General features: G+C 60.9%; 13 protein-coding genes. 10 read left to right on the plus strand and 3 right to left on the minus strand.

Annotation, left to right across the window (positions count from 1 at the left end):
- Positions 1-43 precede the first annotated feature (43 nt).
- Positions 44-502, minus strand: a complete 459-nt coding sequence (locus J1D76_RS21900; protein WP_421140431.1) for an REP-associated tyrosine transposase — start codon at positions 500-502, stop codon at positions 44-46.
- 210 nt (positions 503-712) lie between these two features.
- Positions 713-1,153 carry a GlcG/HbpS family heme-binding protein gene (locus J1D76_RS21905; protein WP_421140432.1) on the minus strand — a complete coding sequence of 147 codons (441 nt, stop codon included), beginning with the start codon at positions 1,151-1,153 and terminating at the stop codon, positions 713-715.
- Positions 1,154-1,421: 268 nt separating this feature from the next.
- Here J1D76_RS21905 and gcl point away from each other — a divergent pair, with 268 nt between their 5' ends.
- The 8 genes from gcl to J1D76_RS21945 all read left to right on the plus strand — a co-directional run bounded on the left by gcl (position 1,422) and on the right by J1D76_RS21945 (position 10,964).
- Positions 1,422-3,197, plus strand: a complete 1,776-nt coding sequence (gcl, locus tag J1D76_RS21910) for a glyoxylate carboligase (protein ID WP_421140433.1) — start codon at positions 1,422-1,424, stop codon at positions 3,195-3,197.
- 138 nt (positions 3,198-3,335) lie between these two features.
- Positions 3,336-4,118: a hydroxypyruvate isomerase gene (gene hyi, locus J1D76_RS21915; protein ID WP_421140434.1), complete on the plus strand. Its 783-nt coding sequence runs from the start codon at positions 3,336-3,338 to the stop codon at positions 4,116-4,118.
- A gap of 124 nt (positions 4,119-4,242) precedes the next feature.
- The gene (locus tag J1D76_RS21920) at positions 4,243-5,130 is read left to right on the plus strand and encodes a 2-hydroxy-3-oxopropionate reductase (protein ID WP_421140435.1); all 888 of its coding nucleotides are present in this window, start codon (positions 4,243-4,245) and stop codon (positions 5,128-5,130) included.
- A 177-nt stretch (positions 5,131-5,307) separates the two neighbouring features.
- Positions 5,308-6,582 (plus strand): glycerate kinase type-2 family protein, encoded by a 1,275-nt coding sequence (locus J1D76_RS21925; protein WP_421140436.1) that lies wholly within the window; start codon positions 5,308-5,310, stop codon positions 6,580-6,582.
- Positions 6,579-7,994: a pyruvate kinase gene (pyk, locus tag J1D76_RS21930; RefSeq protein WP_421140437.1), complete on the plus strand. Its 1,416-nt coding sequence runs from the start codon at positions 6,579-6,581 to the stop codon at positions 7,992-7,994. Before J1D76_RS21925 ends, pyk begins: the two co-directional genes overlap by 4 nt.
- 117 nt (positions 7,995-8,111) lie before the next feature.
- On the plus strand, positions 8,112-9,026 hold the full coding sequence (locus J1D76_RS21935) for an urea transporter (protein WP_421140438.1): 915 nt from the start codon (positions 8,112-8,114) through the stop codon (positions 9,024-9,026).
- Between the two features lie 21 nt (positions 9,027-9,047).
- On the plus strand, positions 9,048-9,872 hold the full coding sequence (locus J1D76_RS21940) for an ion transporter (RefSeq protein ID WP_421140439.1): 825 nt from the start codon (positions 9,048-9,050) through the stop codon (positions 9,870-9,872).
- 93 nt (positions 9,873-9,965) lie between these two features.
- Complete coding sequence (locus J1D76_RS21945) at positions 9,966-10,964, plus strand: sulfate ABC transporter substrate-binding protein (RefSeq protein ID WP_421140440.1); 999 nt, start codon at positions 9,966-9,968, stop codon at positions 10,962-10,964.
- A gap of 129 nt (positions 10,965-11,093) precedes the next feature.
- On the opposite strand, the gene J1D76_RS21950 is transcribed toward J1D76_RS21945, so the two are convergent.
- Positions 11,094-11,723, minus strand: coding sequence for a hypothetical protein (locus tag J1D76_RS21950; protein ID WP_421140441.1), 630 nt, complete (start codon positions 11,721-11,723; stop codon positions 11,094-11,096).
- Positions 11,724-11,958: 235 nt separating this feature from the next.
- On the opposite strand from J1D76_RS21950, the gene J1D76_RS21955 reads away from it, so the two are divergent.
- A complete protein-coding gene (locus J1D76_RS21955) occupies positions 11,959-13,164 on the plus strand; it encodes an MFS transporter (protein ID WP_421140442.1) in 1,206 nt (401 codons plus the stop codon).
- A 303-nt stretch (positions 13,165-13,467) separates the two neighbouring features.
- A partial coding sequence (locus tag J1D76_RS21960; protein WP_421140443.1) for a DUF6531 domain-containing protein occupies positions 13,468-15,046 on the plus strand: 1,579 nt, incomplete at its 3' end.

Below are 15,046 nucleotides of genomic sequence, written 5' to 3' on the forward strand. Positions count from 1 at the left end.
GTAGGAGTGAGCCTGCTCGCGATGAAGGCAACTCGATTTCAGCTCAAACCCAGACGGCATCCCACAACGGATAGTCGCCAAGCTTTTCCACCAGCCCAGCCCGCAACGGGTTGGCTACTACATATCGAGCCAATTTCACCAAATCCTCTTCCCGCCGCAATGCCCGATCATGAAATCCTCTCTGCCAGAGACCGGTGGTTCGACCGGTAGACTGCTTCACGGCTTTAGTACTCATCGACTTGGTTTTCTGCATCAGCTCACTCAAAGACCCCTTCTGCAACTCAATCAACCAATGAAAATGATCAGGCATGACCACCCAGGCCAACGAGTTCGCAAAGCCTTGATTCTGTGCATTTCGAAATTGATTGACGACCAGCCGGCCCACGGCAAAGTCCTTGAACACTGGCTTCCGACGAAAAGTGTTGGTGGTTAAAAGATAAATTCGATTGGCTTCGGCATAACGCCCCATTCGCAATCGGTGTGCAGCAGGTGAATCCGGCATTCCTTTGCCTCCCATGATCCGTTCATCAGAAGGCTAGCTTTGTGGATTCAAATGGAATGGGGAAAGTGTTGGCTGGATGTGTCTGGTAGATAGCTATCGCGAGCAGGCTCACTCCTACAAGGGGTTGTGGTGATCAGACAATTTTGTGTCCAACTATAAACCTTGTAGGAGCGAGACTGTTCGCGATGGCAATAGATCAGACGCTAAAGATCAAGCCGTCGCCCCCGCATCCGCCACCAACCCCAACGCCTCGATGGCATTGATCGCGCACTGCTCGTCGACATCCGACAGATCGCCGCTGATCCCCACCGCCCCCAGCACAATCCCGGCCTTGTCGCGCACCAGCACACCACCCGGTGCCGGCACGACGCTGCCCTGCCCCAGGCTGTTGAGTGCGGCGATGAACGCCGGGCGTTGCTGGGCGTCCAGCGCCAGCAGGCGTGAGCCCTTGCCCAGTGCGATGGCGCCCCAGGCCTTGCCGATGGCGACGTGCGGGCGCAGCAGGCTGGCGCCGTCTTCGCGTTGCAGGGTGATCAGGTGCCCGCCGGCATCCAGAACTGCGATGGTCAAGGGCGCCGCGGAAATTGCCCGCCCGGCGGTAATGGCCTCGTTGACCAGGTTGACTGCGACTTTCAAGGTTAAAGCGCTCATGGTGCCGTCCTCATTTTGTTTTTCGGAAAGTCGTGGGGCTGCGCGTTTGTGCCGCAGCCCGATGCAACAAATAGAACACAATGAATTATTTATTTGTATACAATAATTCTCGAAAAGCGCCACATGCGACGAAAAGCCACAGCAGATCGGGCTTCCGACGAATGAAACAAGCGCTTGAGAAAATGGATTGACCTGCGCCGTCCGCCGTGAATACACTCTGCGCAAAGCCACTTGTATACAATTACAAAACGTAAAGAGGCACAAAACCATGAGCAAAATGAGAGCAATCGAAGCCGCCGTTCTGGTGATGCGCCGTGAAGGGGTCGATACCGCTTTTGGCATCCCGGGTGCCGCCATCAACCCGCTGTACAACGCCCTGCAGAAAGTCGGCGGCATCGATCATGTCCTTGCTCGCCACGTTGAAGGCGCCTCGCACATGGCCGAGGGCTACACCCGCACCAAGGCCGGCAACATCGGCGTGTGCATCGGGACGTCCGGCCCGGCCGGCACCGACATGGTCACCGGGCTCTACAGCGCCTCGGCCGACTCGATTCCAATCCTCTGCATTACAGGGCAAGCACCCCGCGCCCGTATGCACAAGGAAGACTTCCAGGCTGTCGATATCACCAGCATCGTCAAGCCAGTGACCAAGTGGGCAACCACCGTTCTGGAACCGGGCCAAGTGCCTTACGCGTTCCAGAAAGCATTCTTTGAAATGCGCTCCGGCCGTCCAGGCCCGGTGCTGATCGACCTGCCGTTCGACGTGCAGATGGCTGAAATCGAATTCGACATCGACGCTTACCAGCCACTGCCGCTGGCCAAGCCAACTGCTAGCCGTGTGCAAGTCGAGAAGGCCTTGGCCTTGCTGGACCAGGCCGAGCGTCCATTGCTGGTAGCCGGTGGTGGCATCATCAACGCCGACGCCAGCGATCTGTTGGTCGAGTTCGCCGAGCTGACCGGTATTCCGGTTATCCCGACCCTGATGGGCTGGGGCACCATCCCGGACGATCACCCGTTGATGGTGGGCATGGTTGGCTTGCAGACCTCGCACCGCTACGGCAACGCGACCATGCTCAAGTCCGACGTGGTACTGGGCATCGGTAACCGTTGGGCCAACCGCCACACCGGTTCGGTCGATGTGTACACCGAAGGCCGCAAGTTCATTCACGTCGACATCGAAGGCACTCAGATCGGCCGCGTGTTCACCCCGGACCTGGGCATCGTGTCCGATGCCGCTGCCGCACTGACCGTGTTCATCGAAGTCGCTCGCGAATGGCAAGCCGCCGGCAAGCTGAAGAACCGCAGCGCCTGGCTGCAAGACTGCCAGCAGCGCAAAGCCAGCCTGCAGCGCAAGACTCACTTCGACAACGTACCGGTCAAACCGCAACGCGTTTACGAAGAAATGAACCAGGTGTTCGGCAAAGACACCTGCTACGTCAGCACCATCGGTCTGTCGCAGATTGCCGGCGCGCAGTTCCTGCACGTCTACAAGCCACGTCACTGGATCAACTGCGGCCAGGCCGGCCCGTTGGGCTGGACCATTCCGGCAGCACTGGGCGTGGTCAAGGCAGATCCGAGCCGTAAAGTCGTGGCCCTGTCGGGTGACTATGACTTCCAGTTCATGATCGAGGAATTGGCAGTGGGCGCGCAGTTCAAGCTGCCGTACATTCATGTTGTCGTGAACAACTCGTACCTGGGCCTGATCCGTCAGGCACAGCGCGGGTTCGACATGGACTACTGCGTACAGCTGTCCTTCGATAACCTGAACGCGCCGGAACTCAACGGTTACGGTGTCGACCACGTCGCGGTGGCTGAAGGCCTCGGCTGTAAAGCGCTGCGTGTGTTCGAACCGGCTCAGATCCAGCCTGCCCTGCGCAAGGCCCAGGAACTGATCGAAGAGTTCAAGGTTCCGGTGATCGTCGAGATTATCCTGGAGCGCGTGACCAACATTTCCATGGGCACCGAGATCAACGCCGTCAACGAATTCGAAGACCTGGCGCTGGTCGGCAACGACGCACCGACTGCCATTTCGTTGCTCGATTAACTAGCTGCTCGCTCCTCCTGTAGGAGCCGGCTTGCTGGCGATAGCGGTGTATCAATCGACAGGGATGTGACTGACATAACGCCATCGCCAGCAAGCCGGCTCCTACAAGGGGCCATCACAGATTTACGGGAGACCACCATGCCGCGTTTCGCAGCCAACCTGTCCATGCTGTTCACCGAACAGGACTTTCTTGCCCGTTTCGAAGCGGCCGCCAAGGCCGGCTTCAGTGGTGTCGAATACCTGTTCCCGTACGACTTCAGCTCCGCCGAAATCAAGGCCACGCTCGACGCCAACGGTCTGACCCAAGTGCTGTTCAACCTGCCGGCCGGTGACTGGGCCAAGGGCGAGCGCGGTATCGCGTGCCTGCCGGATCGTGTTGAAGAGTTCCGCGCCGGTGTCGACCTGGCCATCGCCTACGCGCAAGTACTGGGCAACACTCAGGTCAACTGTCTGGCCGGTATTCGTCCGCAGGGTCTTGACGACGCCACCGTGGAAAAAACCTTCGTGGCCAACCTCAAGTACGCGGCTGACAAGCTGCAAGCGGCGGGTATCAAACTGGTGATGGAAGCGATCAACACCCGCGACATTCCAGGCTTCTACCTGAACAACACGGCGCAAGCCCTGTCGATTCGCGAACAAGTCGGCAGCGCCAACTTGTTCCTGCAATACGACATCTATCACATGCAAATCATGGAAGGCGATCTGGCCCGCACCCTGCAATCGCATCTTGGCGAGATTAACCACGTGCAGCTGGCGGATAACCCGGGGCGCAATGAACCAGGCACCGGTGAAATCAACTACCGCTTCCTGTTTGAACACCTGGACCGCATCGGTTACCAGGGCTGGGTCGGTTGCGAATACAAGCCGCTGACCACCACCGAAGCAGGCCTGGGCTGGCTGAAAACCCATAACGCAATCTGAACGCAATCCCTTGTAGGAGCCGGCTTGCTGGCGATCCAGGCAACACGGTCTGTCATGCACACCGCAGTGATGCCATCGCCGGCAAGCCGGCTCCTACAAAAACAAATAAAAAGAGGATTTTCTCATGGCTAAAATCGGATTTATCGGCACCGGCATCATGGGCCACCCAATGGCGGCGAACCTGCAGAAAGCCGGTCACAGCCTGTTCCTGTCGGCGCACCACGACGCCGCCCCTGCTGACCTGGTCGCCGCCGGCGCCGTCGCACTGGCGAACCCGCGCGAAGTGGCACAGGAAGCCGAATTCATCATCGTCATGGTGCCGGATACCCCACAGGTTGAAGACGTGCTGTTCCGCGCCGACGGCATTGCAGCCGGTGTGAGCAAAGGCAAAGTCGTGATCGACATGAGCTCGATCTCGCCAACCGCTACCAAGGCGTTCGCCGCCAGGATCAACGAGAAAGGCGCGCAGTACCTCGACGCGCCAGTGTCCGGCGGTGAAGTCGGCGCCAAGGCGGCGACCCTGAGCATCATGGTCGGTGGCGATGCCGATGCCTTCGAACGCGCCCTGCCGCTGTTCCAGGCCATGGGCAAGAACATCACCCTGGTCGGTGGCAACGGCGACGGTCAAACCGCCAAGGTCGCCAACCAGATCATCGTCGCCCTGAACATCCAGGCCGTGGCCGAAGCCCTGCTGTTCGCCTCGAAAAACGGCGCCGATCCGGCCAAGGTGCGTGAAGCGCTGATGGGCGGTTTCGCCTCCTCGAAGATCCTCGAAGTGCACGGCGAGCGCATGATCAAGGGCACCTTCGACCCAGGTTTCCGCATCAGCCTGCACCAGAAGGACCTGAACCTGGCCCTGCAAGGCGCCAAGGAGCTGAACATCAACCTGCCGAACACCGCCAACACCCAGCAAGTGTTCAGCACCTGCGCGGCCATCGGTGGTAGCAACTGGGACCACTCGGCGCTGATCAAGGGCCTGGAACACATGGCGAACTTCTCGATACGCAAGTAGGAGCAAGCTTGCTCGCGACAAAATCGCCTCGGTGTGACAAAAGCACCGAGGCGTCTGGATCGCTGGCAAGCCAGCTCCTACAGATGCTGCCCCCACCCTGTAGGAGCTGGCTTGCCAGCGATCCACGCACCACCGCTCCAACGTCAATCCCAATAACAAGAATTCCGGGAGCCCGCCATGTCGGTCGATCCGCAACAATTGCTGCGCGAGCTGTTTGCCACAGCCATCGACGCGGCGCATCCGCAACACGTCCTCCAAGCTCATTTGCCTGCCGACCGCAGCGGTCGCGTGATCGTCATCGGTGCCGGCAAGGCCGCCGCCGCCATGGCCCAGGTCGTCGAGCGTTGCTGGCAAGGTGAAGTGTCTGGCCTGGTGGTCACCCGTTACGGCCACGGTGCGCCTTGCGAAAAAATCGAAGTGGTCGAAGCCGCGCACCCGGTACCGGACGCCGCCGGCCTGGCCGTGGCCAAGCGTGTACTGGAACTGGTCAGCAACCTCAGCGAAGACGACCGGGTGATCTTCCTACTCTCCGGTGGCGGTTCTGCCCTGCTGGCACTGCCGGCCGACGGCATCACCCTGGCCGACAAGCAGGCAATCAACAAAGCCCTGCTCAAGTCCGGCGCGACCATCGGCGAGATGAACTGCGTGCGCAAGCACCTCTCGGCGATCAAGGGCGGCCGCCTGGGCAAAGCCTGCTGGCCCGCCACCGTTTACACCTACGCGATTTCCGATGTACCGGGCGACCTCGCCACAGTGATCGCCTCCGGCCCGACCGTCGCCGACCCGAGCACCTCGGCCGAAGCCCTGGCGATCCTCAAGCGCTACGCCATCGAGGTTCCAGTCTCGGTGCGCAACTGGCTGCAAAGCCCCGAATCGGAAACCGTCAAACCCGGCGATCCGAGCCTGGCCCGCAGCCATTTCCAACTGATCGCCCGCCCGCAGCAATCCCTTGAAGCGGCCGCAGTGAAGTGCCGTCAGGCCGGGTTCAGCCCGCTGATCCTCGGTGACCTGGAAGGCGAATCCCGCGACGTGGCGAAAGTCCACGCTGGCATCGCCCGGCAGATCGTGCTGCACGGCCAGCCATTGGCGGCGCCCTGCGTGATTCTCTCCGGTGGCGAAACCACCGTCACCGTGCGCGGCAATGGCCGTGGCGGGCGCAATGCCGAGTTCCTGCTGAGCCTGACCGACAGCCTCAAGGGCTTGCCCGGCGTCTATGCGCTGGCCGGTGACACCGACGGCATCGACGGCTCCGAAGACAATGCCGGCGCGATCATGACCCCGGACAGCTACGCCCGCGCCGCCGCCCTGGGCCTGAGCGCCAGCGACGAGTTGGACAACAACAATGGCTACGGCTATTTCGAGGCGCTGGACGCCCTGATCGTCACCGAGCCGACCCGCACCAACGTCAACGACTTCCGCGCCATTCTGATCCTTGAGAGCCCAACATCATGACGCCTGACAAAAAGGTCAAAATCCTCGCCACCCTCGGTCCTGCCATCGACGGCATCGACGACATCCGTGAGCTGGTGCAGGCCGGGGTCAATATCTTTCGCCTGAACTTCAGCCATGGCGATCACGCCGACCACGCCATGCGTTTCCAGTGGATTCGTGAAGTCGAGCGTCAACTGAACTATCCATTGGGCATCCTGATGGACCTGCAAGGTCCGAAACTGCGGGTCGGCAAGTTCGCCGAAGGCAAGGTGCATCTAGTGCGCGGTCAGGCGTTGCGCCTGGACCTCGATGCCACGCCGGGCGATGAGCGCCGGGTCAACCTGCCACACCCGGAGATCATCGCCGCGCTGGAGCCGGGCATGGACCTGCTACTGGACGACGGCAAGCTGCGCCTGCGCGTGGTGACGAAGTACGAGGATGCGATCGACACCACCGTGCTCAATGGCGGAGAGCTATCGGACCGCAAAGGTGTGAACGTGCCGCAAGCGGTGCTCGACCTGAGCCCGCTGACCGCCAAGGATCGCCGCGACCTGAGCTTCGGCCTGGAGCTGGGCGTGGACTGGGTGGCGCTGTCGTTCGTGCAACGTCCCGATGACATCCGCGAAGCCCGCACCCTGATCGGTGACAAGGCGTTCCTGATGGCCAAGATCGAGAAGCCTTCGGCCGTCGAACAACTGCGCGAAATCGCCGAACTGAGCGACGCAATCATGGTCGCCCGGGGTGACCTGGGCGTGGAAGTACCGGCCGAAAGCGTGCCGCAGATCCAGAAAAACATCATCAGCACCTGCCGCCAGCTCGGCAAACCGGTGGTGGTGGCCACGCAGATGCTGGAGTCGATGCGCTTCTCACCGGCGCCTACCCGCGCCGAGGTCACCGATGTGGCCAACGCCGTGGCCGAAGGTGCGGACGCGGTGATGCTGTCGGCGGAAACCGCCTCCGGCGAGTACCCGCTCGAAGCCGTGCAGATGATGAGCAAAATCATCCGCCAAGTGGAAAACGGCCCTGATTACCAGACCCAGCTCGACGTCAGCCGACCGAAAGCCGAGGCCACTGTTTCCGACGCCATCAGCTGTGCAATTCGCCGCATCAGCAATGTGCTGCCGGTGGCGGTGCTGGTCAATTACAGTGAGTCCGGCGCATCGACCCTGCGTGCGGCGCGGGAGCGGCCGACGGTGCCCATCCTCAACCTGACGCCGAACCTGCAAACCGCTCGTCGCCTGAGCGTGGCGTGGGGCGTGCACTCGGTGGTCAACGATCGCTTGCGCCAGGTCGATGAAGTCTGCTCAACGGCCCTGGAAATTGCCCAGGCCCAAGGCATGGCACAGCGCGGCGACACGTTATTGATCACCGCCGGTGTGCCCTTTGGGCAGCCGGGGTCGACTAACTCTTTGCGTATCGAGACGTTGATCTAGAGCGCCCATACCGGCCTCTTCGCTGGCAAGCCAGCGCCTACAGGGACAGCGTATTTCTGTAGGCGCTGGCTTGCCAGCGAACCAGGCGACCCGGTCCCACTGACTTTCAGACCTACCATGCCTGCCCACCATTTCAACACCCACTGCCCCGACTGGGCCGAAGCATTGCTCAACGGCTTCAGCCAGATTTTCCTCCAGCGCAATCCGCTGTGCGGCTTGCTGTGCCTGTCCGCAATTCTGTTCACCGCACCCGCCCTGCTGGGTGGCGCATTGCTCGGCGGTGTCGCCGGGTTGCTCACCGCACAACGTCGTAACTATGCCAAGGCTGATCGCCAGGCCGGGTTGTTCAGCTACAACGGCGTGTTGCTCGGTTTGTTACTGAGCCTGTATTTCCCCTGGACGGCGATGATGCCTCCACTGATTCTGGCCGCCGGTGGCCTGAGCGCGATGATCTCCCAGCAGTGGCTCAAGCGCGTGCGGGTCAGCCAATATCTGCCGGCCTACACCGCGCCCTTCGTCGGGCTGGGCTGGTTGCTGCTGTGCTTCGCCACGCCCTCGACCGAGCCGCACTTGATCGAAGTCAGCCCCCTGAACATGTTCCTCGCCCCGCTCAAAGGCATTGGCCAGGTGATGTTCCTCGGCCATCCGCTGGCCGGTGCGATGATCGCCGCCGGTTTGCTGATTGCCGATCGCCGCGCATTTTGCTGGGCACTGTTGGCGTCTGCCGCCGGCATGGGCTGGAGCATGCTGCACCAGGATTTCTACAGCGCATTGCTCGGGTTAGGGGGTTACAACGCCGTGCTTGCCGCCCTCGCGTTCAGCGCCGAACGTCGCCAACCGTGGTTGCCGCTGCTCGGTATCGGCCTGGCGCTGCTGCTGACACCGGTATTCGCCGCCATCGGCCTGCCCACCATGACCGCGCCATTCATCCTCGCCGGCTGGCTGGTGCGCGGCCTTGTGCAGAGGCTCGGCAAGGCAACGGTCGCCAGTACGCCTTGCGCTCCCGGGGAGAATCAACCTAGGCTGCGCTGATTTGTAGCCAAGGCGATGGGCATGAACAGCAACGACACGTGGCGTAATCGCCTGTACGTGATTATTTTCCAGACCGACACCGTTGCCGGGCGACGCTTCGACACCAGTCTGCTGCTGATCATCTTCACCAGCCTGGTGGTGGTGATCCTGGACAGCATCGATGAGGTCCACCAGAACTACGCCAGCGTGCTGGCGTACATCGAGTGGGGCTTCACGATCATTTTCCTCGGCGAGTACATCCTGCGCCTGTACTGCTCGCCCAAGCCGCTGCGCTACGCGTTCAGCTTCTATGGGCTGGTGGACGTGCTGGCCATCGTGCCCGGCATCCTCGCGCTGTACTACAGCGATGCGCAGTACCTGCTGATCATCCGGGTGATCCGCATGCTGCGGATCTTCCGCGTGCTCAAGCTCAGTCCCTACCTCAAGCAAGCCCACTACCTGCTCGATGCCCTGCGCGGCAGCAAGCAGAAGATCCTCGTGTTCCTGCTCAGTGTCTGCACCCTGGTGACGGTGTTCGGCACCCTGATGTATGTGGTCGAAGGCCCGGAACATGGCTTCACCAGCATTCCCAAGGGCATCTATTGGGCGATCGTCACCCTGACCACCGTCGGTTATGGCGACATCGTGCCCAAGACCGTGTTGGGCCAGGTGATTTCGTCGATGGTGATGATCACCGGTTACTCGATCATCGCCGTGCCCACCGGGATCTTCACCGCCGAACTGGCCACCGCCATGCGCGGCGGCCAGTTGCAGCACGACTGCCCGGTGTGTGCGAAAAACAGCCACGAACAGGAAGCCTCGTTTTGTTCCCGTTGCGGCAATGCGCTGTTCAAGAAACTGGAATAAGCAAAGAGCTTTTTAATCTTTAAACGACTATGCGAGCCCAGTTATAGTCGCTGGCAAAATGCCCCCAATTTCAAATAGAACAAGGACTGCGCAGTGAAAAAACTCTTTGGCGCCTCACTTCTCGCCGCCGGCCTGGTCCTGACCAGCATGGCTCAGGCCGCACCGACCCTGCTCAACGTTTCCTACGACGTGATGCGCGATTTCTACAAGGACTACAACACTGCGTTCCAGAAGCATTGGCAAGCCGAACACAACGAAAACATCACCTTGCAAATGTCCTTCGGCGGCTCCAGCAAACAGGCGCGCTCGGTCATCGACGGCCTGCCGGCTGACGTGATCACCATGAACATGGCCACCGACATCAATGCCCTGGCCGACAACGGCAAACTGGTGCCGGACAACTGGGTCACGCGCCTGCCGAACAACAGCGCGCCGTTCACCTCGGCCACCGTGTTCATCGTGCGCAAGGGCAACCCGAAAGCCCTCAAAGACTGGCCGGACCTGCTCAAGGACGGCGTCCAGGTCATCGTGCCGAACCCGAAAACCTCCGGCAACGGTCGTTACACCTACCTCTCGGCCTGGGGCTACGTCCTCAAAAACGGCGGTGACGAGAACAAGGCCAAGGAATTCATCGGCAAATTGTTCAAGCAAGCACCGGTGCTCGATACCGGCGGCCGCGCCGCTACCACCACGTTCATGACCAACCAGATCGGCGACGTGCTGGTGACCTTCGAGAACGAAGCGGAAATGATCGCTCGCGAGTTCGGTCGCGATCAATTCGAAGTGATCTACCCAAGCGTTTCGGCCGAAGCTGAGCCGCCGGTGTCAGTGGTCGACAAAACCGTCGACAAAAAAGGCACCCGCGCCGCCGCCGAGGAATACCTGAAGTACCTGTGGTCGCCGCAAGGTCAGGAAATCGCTGCTGCCAACTACCTGCGTCCGCGTGACCCGGCCGTGCTGGCCAAGTACACCGACCGCTTCCCGAAAGTGGACTTCCTGTCGGTCGAGAAGACCTTCGGTGACTGGCGCACGGTGCAGAAGACTCACTTCAATGACGGTGGGGTTTTCGACCAGATCTACAGCGGTCAGTAATCGTCTGAAACACAGCAGTTAGAACTAACGCCGGCGAAAATACGATTTTCATCATGATCCCCCCCCTGTAGATTCCAGCTGCCTGGGTACTCTGGGTTTTTCTTCGGATGGTCGGTCGAGACGGGCCGGCTACATCGGCGGCGTCACACCGTCCTTGCCCGCCGAGATCGATTGCGCGGTGAGTGTGCCGTCAGCAGTCTGGGTCACGAACGTCACGATCTTCACGCCCACTTTCAACAGGCTGCGATCGGCCGGCATCAGATTGACGATGGGGACGTCCTCGGGCACCAGGATTTTCTGTTGGCCGCCCTTGTAGTTGACGGTCAGCACCCGGCCATTGCTCACCACCAGGTCGCCGACGCTGCCGTTGGTCATGCTGCTGCCCTTGACCAGGTCAAACGGCCGATGCCCATCGCCACTGCCCGCCAGTTCCGGCGGAAAAACGTGGACTTCCAGGGCCTTCAGCGTGCCGTCATCCTGGGCAATGGCCGCGCTGCCGATGTAGCTGCCGGGCTTGACATCTTCGATGTTAGCCAGGGTCACCGCGCGAACCTTGGTGTCCGGGGTCAGGTGGATCACCACGTTTTCACCGCTGTTCGCATGCACTTGCAGCGCATCCTGATTGACGCCGGTGATCTCGCCACGCACGCCGATGCGCGTGCCCGGCGCCTCTTCGGCCAGGGCCAGGCCAGCACCGAAGACACTGATCAAGGCAACGACTGAAACGCGATGAAGCAACTGCCGACACTTCGCATTCATGGAACGGCCCTCCGATGATGAGGCTGGGAGCAAGAACATAAGCACGCTATCGAACAAGATGTAAGTGAATGTATCATCCACCTTCATCGTTCTGACGCAAGGCTCGCCGGCGGGCGACACATCGCTCTGCCAGTCATTCCGCAAGGGAATGATTACTATCATTCCAATCCCACTTCCGCGGTTTCTACCTGCCCATTAGCCTGCGCGCATTCTATTCCCTACAGCGAGACTCGTTATGACCCCAGCGACCCAGGTGCCCCACGGCACCGCGACAATGACCCGAGGCATGGTGCTGCTGTTCGCCTTCTGCTGTGGCGCGATCGTTGCCAACATTTACTACGCCCAGCCGATCATCGGCCTGATCGCGCCGGACATCGGCCTGACCAACACCATGGCCAGCCTGATCGTATCGCTGACCCAGATCGGCTACGCGCTGGGGCTGTTTTTCCTGGTGCCGCTGGGGGATCTGCTGGAAAACCGCCGGTTGATGATCATCACCACGCTGGTAGCCATTGCCAGCCTGCTGGGTGCAGCGTTCACCGATCAGCCGAATGTGTTTTTGCTGATTTCGCTGCTGGTGGGGTTCAGTTCCGTCTCGGTGCAGATCCTGATTCCCTTGGCTGCGCACCTGGCGCCGGAAGAAACCCGTGGCCGGGTGGTGGGTGGAATCATGGGCGGTTTGCTGCTTGGCATTCTGCTGGCCCGGCCGGTATCGAGTGTGGTGGCCGACCATTTCGGCTGGCGGGCGATGTTCGTGATCGCCGCGGTGTTGATGGCGGCCATCAGCATCGTGTTGGCAGTGACGATTCCCAAGCGTGAGCCTGATCACAGCGCGTCCTATGGCCAGTTGCTGGGCTCGCTGTGGACGTTGTTGCGCAAACAGCCGGTGCTGCGCCAGCGGGCGTTTTACCAGGGCTGCATGTTTGCCACTTTCAGCCTGTTCTGGACCGCCGTGCCGCTGGAACTGGCGCGCAATCACGGGTTGTCGCAAAGCGAGATCGCGATTTTCGCGCTGGTGGGTGCCATCGGCGCTATTGCCGCGCCCATCGCCGGGCGCCTGGCCGACGCCGGCCATACCCGCATCGCTTCACTGTTGGCGCTGTTGTTCGCCAGCCTGAGTTTTTTGCCGGCGTTTATTCATCCGGCCTATAGCGTCATCGGCCTGGCCGTGACCGGCGTGGTGCTCGACTTCTGCGTGCAGATGAACATGGTCCTCGGCCAACGCGCGGTGTACGCCCTCGACAGCAAAAGCCGCAGCCGCCTGAATGCGCTGTACATGACCAGCATCTTCATCGGCGGCGCCTTCGGCTCTTCGGTGGCCAGTGCGGTGTATGAGCATGGCGGCTGGTTGTGGATCGTGATCGTTGGCAGTGCGTTTCCGATGTTGGCGTTGTTGCGCTTTTTGAGTGTTTCGCAGAAGGCTTCGTTGGCGACTGCTTAAGGCCTCAAAGCTTTGTCGGATCGCCGCCCGAAACAAGCGGCGCTCCCACAGGTTTGGCAATTAAGGAGCTGACATCGCGTAATTCTGCGGAGTCAGGCGACTTGTCTGACAGATCTACCTGACATGAGGGCAATCCTCATGTCAGGTTTTTGCTTTAGCGAATCGCCCTACATCAACAACATCCTTTCCTGACTTCTTTCCTGGCGGATCCTCCGCAAAGTCCCTCGCGCCAATTGTCCTGTGCGTGGGGTTGTTCATGCTTGATCGCGTTTTGCCTGCTACTTCCCGCTTTGCGGTGCGCTGATGGATCAGATCGCCCGCATCGAGGAGGAACTCGACCACTTTCCGCGCACCCTGAGCCTGTACCGCGAGCAGCTCACCGGTTTTTTCAACCGTAACGCCGACAAGGTCAGCCACGCCCTGGACCTGCCCTCGCTGATGAGCATGGATCGGCAGATCAGGTTCGGTGATACCCGCACGGTGGTCAGCAGCGGCGACGACGATTTTTTCTCGACGGTGGCGCGCTGCCCGGACACGGGGATCTTGCTGATCGAGAGCCAGTTCGAGTCGGTGTATGACATACCGCTGGGCAACATTCAGGTTGAAGTAGTGACGGTGGAGGGCGGTGAGCGGGAGTTGGTCACCCTGAATGAGCACGGCAAGGGATTATTCGAAGGGACGCCGGGCAAGTCCTACCGCGTGCATGTGCAAAGTGCGGTCACCCCGAAACAGCTGAATCAGCTGTTCGAATCCTATGACGGCCTGACCGGACAATTACAGGCCTGGCTCCACGGCGAGTGGCAAGGCTTCAAACCGCGCTGGGCGCACTCGACCTCGGCGGCGGTGGGTAACGGTTTGCTGGCCGGCAGTTGGGGGGCAATTGTCGGGGTGTGGGACCGCATCGGCGAGCTCTCGGCGATTTTGCAGGACCCGCGCCGGTTCGCTGAGCAACTCGGCAGCGCCGCCGAGGACTTGGCCTCGCTGGCAGAAAAAACACCCGAGGCCATGGCCAAACTGCAATTGCTGGCCAGTGACGAAGCGGCGCTGTGCCTGCTGTTGCGCACCGCCAGCCTGTGGCTGGAGATGCTGCCGCCGAGTGTCATGGCCGGCGCCACGGCCGAGTCGCTGTCGAGATTTGTCGTGGACTTGCTGATCGACCTGTTGATCGGTGTGGTCCTGACCTTCGCCGCTGCAGGGGCGGGCATTGCCTATCTGTCGATGCGTCTGGCCCGGTATGGCGCGCAGCTGTTGGACGGGGTGCTGGGCTTCGTCAAAGCGATCTTTGGCCTCGTGAACCAGTTCATCGGTTATGTCGACCGCTACAAAGCCGTCGCTGCTCGCGGTGTCGCCGCGGGCCTGAAAAAAGGTCGCATGCAACTGCGCTGGAACGCCAAACGCAACACCACCCTCAAGCAAAACGAACACCACGACGACGCCCCTAATCAGGCGAAAAACCCCAACGGCGACAGCGCTGACACCGTCGAGCGCACCGCGACCAACCAGTGCCCGGTGTCGATGGTCACCGGCGAAGAACTGCTGACCCTCACCGACGGCACCCTCGACGGCCTCCTGCCCTTCGACTTCACCCGTCTGTACCGCACCAGCGCCGTCGAGCTCGACAGTGGCCTGGGTTTTGGCTGGAGCCATTCGCTGTCGCAGCACCTGGAGGTCGACGGCGAGCAGGTGATCTGGATCGATCAGGAAAACCGCCGGACGCCGTTTCCGCGACCGACGCACGAACGCCCGGTGATCCACAACAGTTTGTCGCGAGCGGCGATTTACCTCGGCGAGGAGCCGGATGAACTGATCCTCGCCCTGGCCGGTGATGCACCGCGCTTTTATCACTTTCGCGATGGCCGACTGACAACGATCAGCGACGCCT

It is taken from the genome of Pseudomonas sp. NFX15 (assembly GCF_049132105.1).
Taxonomy (GTDB): Bacteria; Pseudomonadota; Gammaproteobacteria; order Pseudomonadales; family Pseudomonadaceae; genus Aquipseudomonas.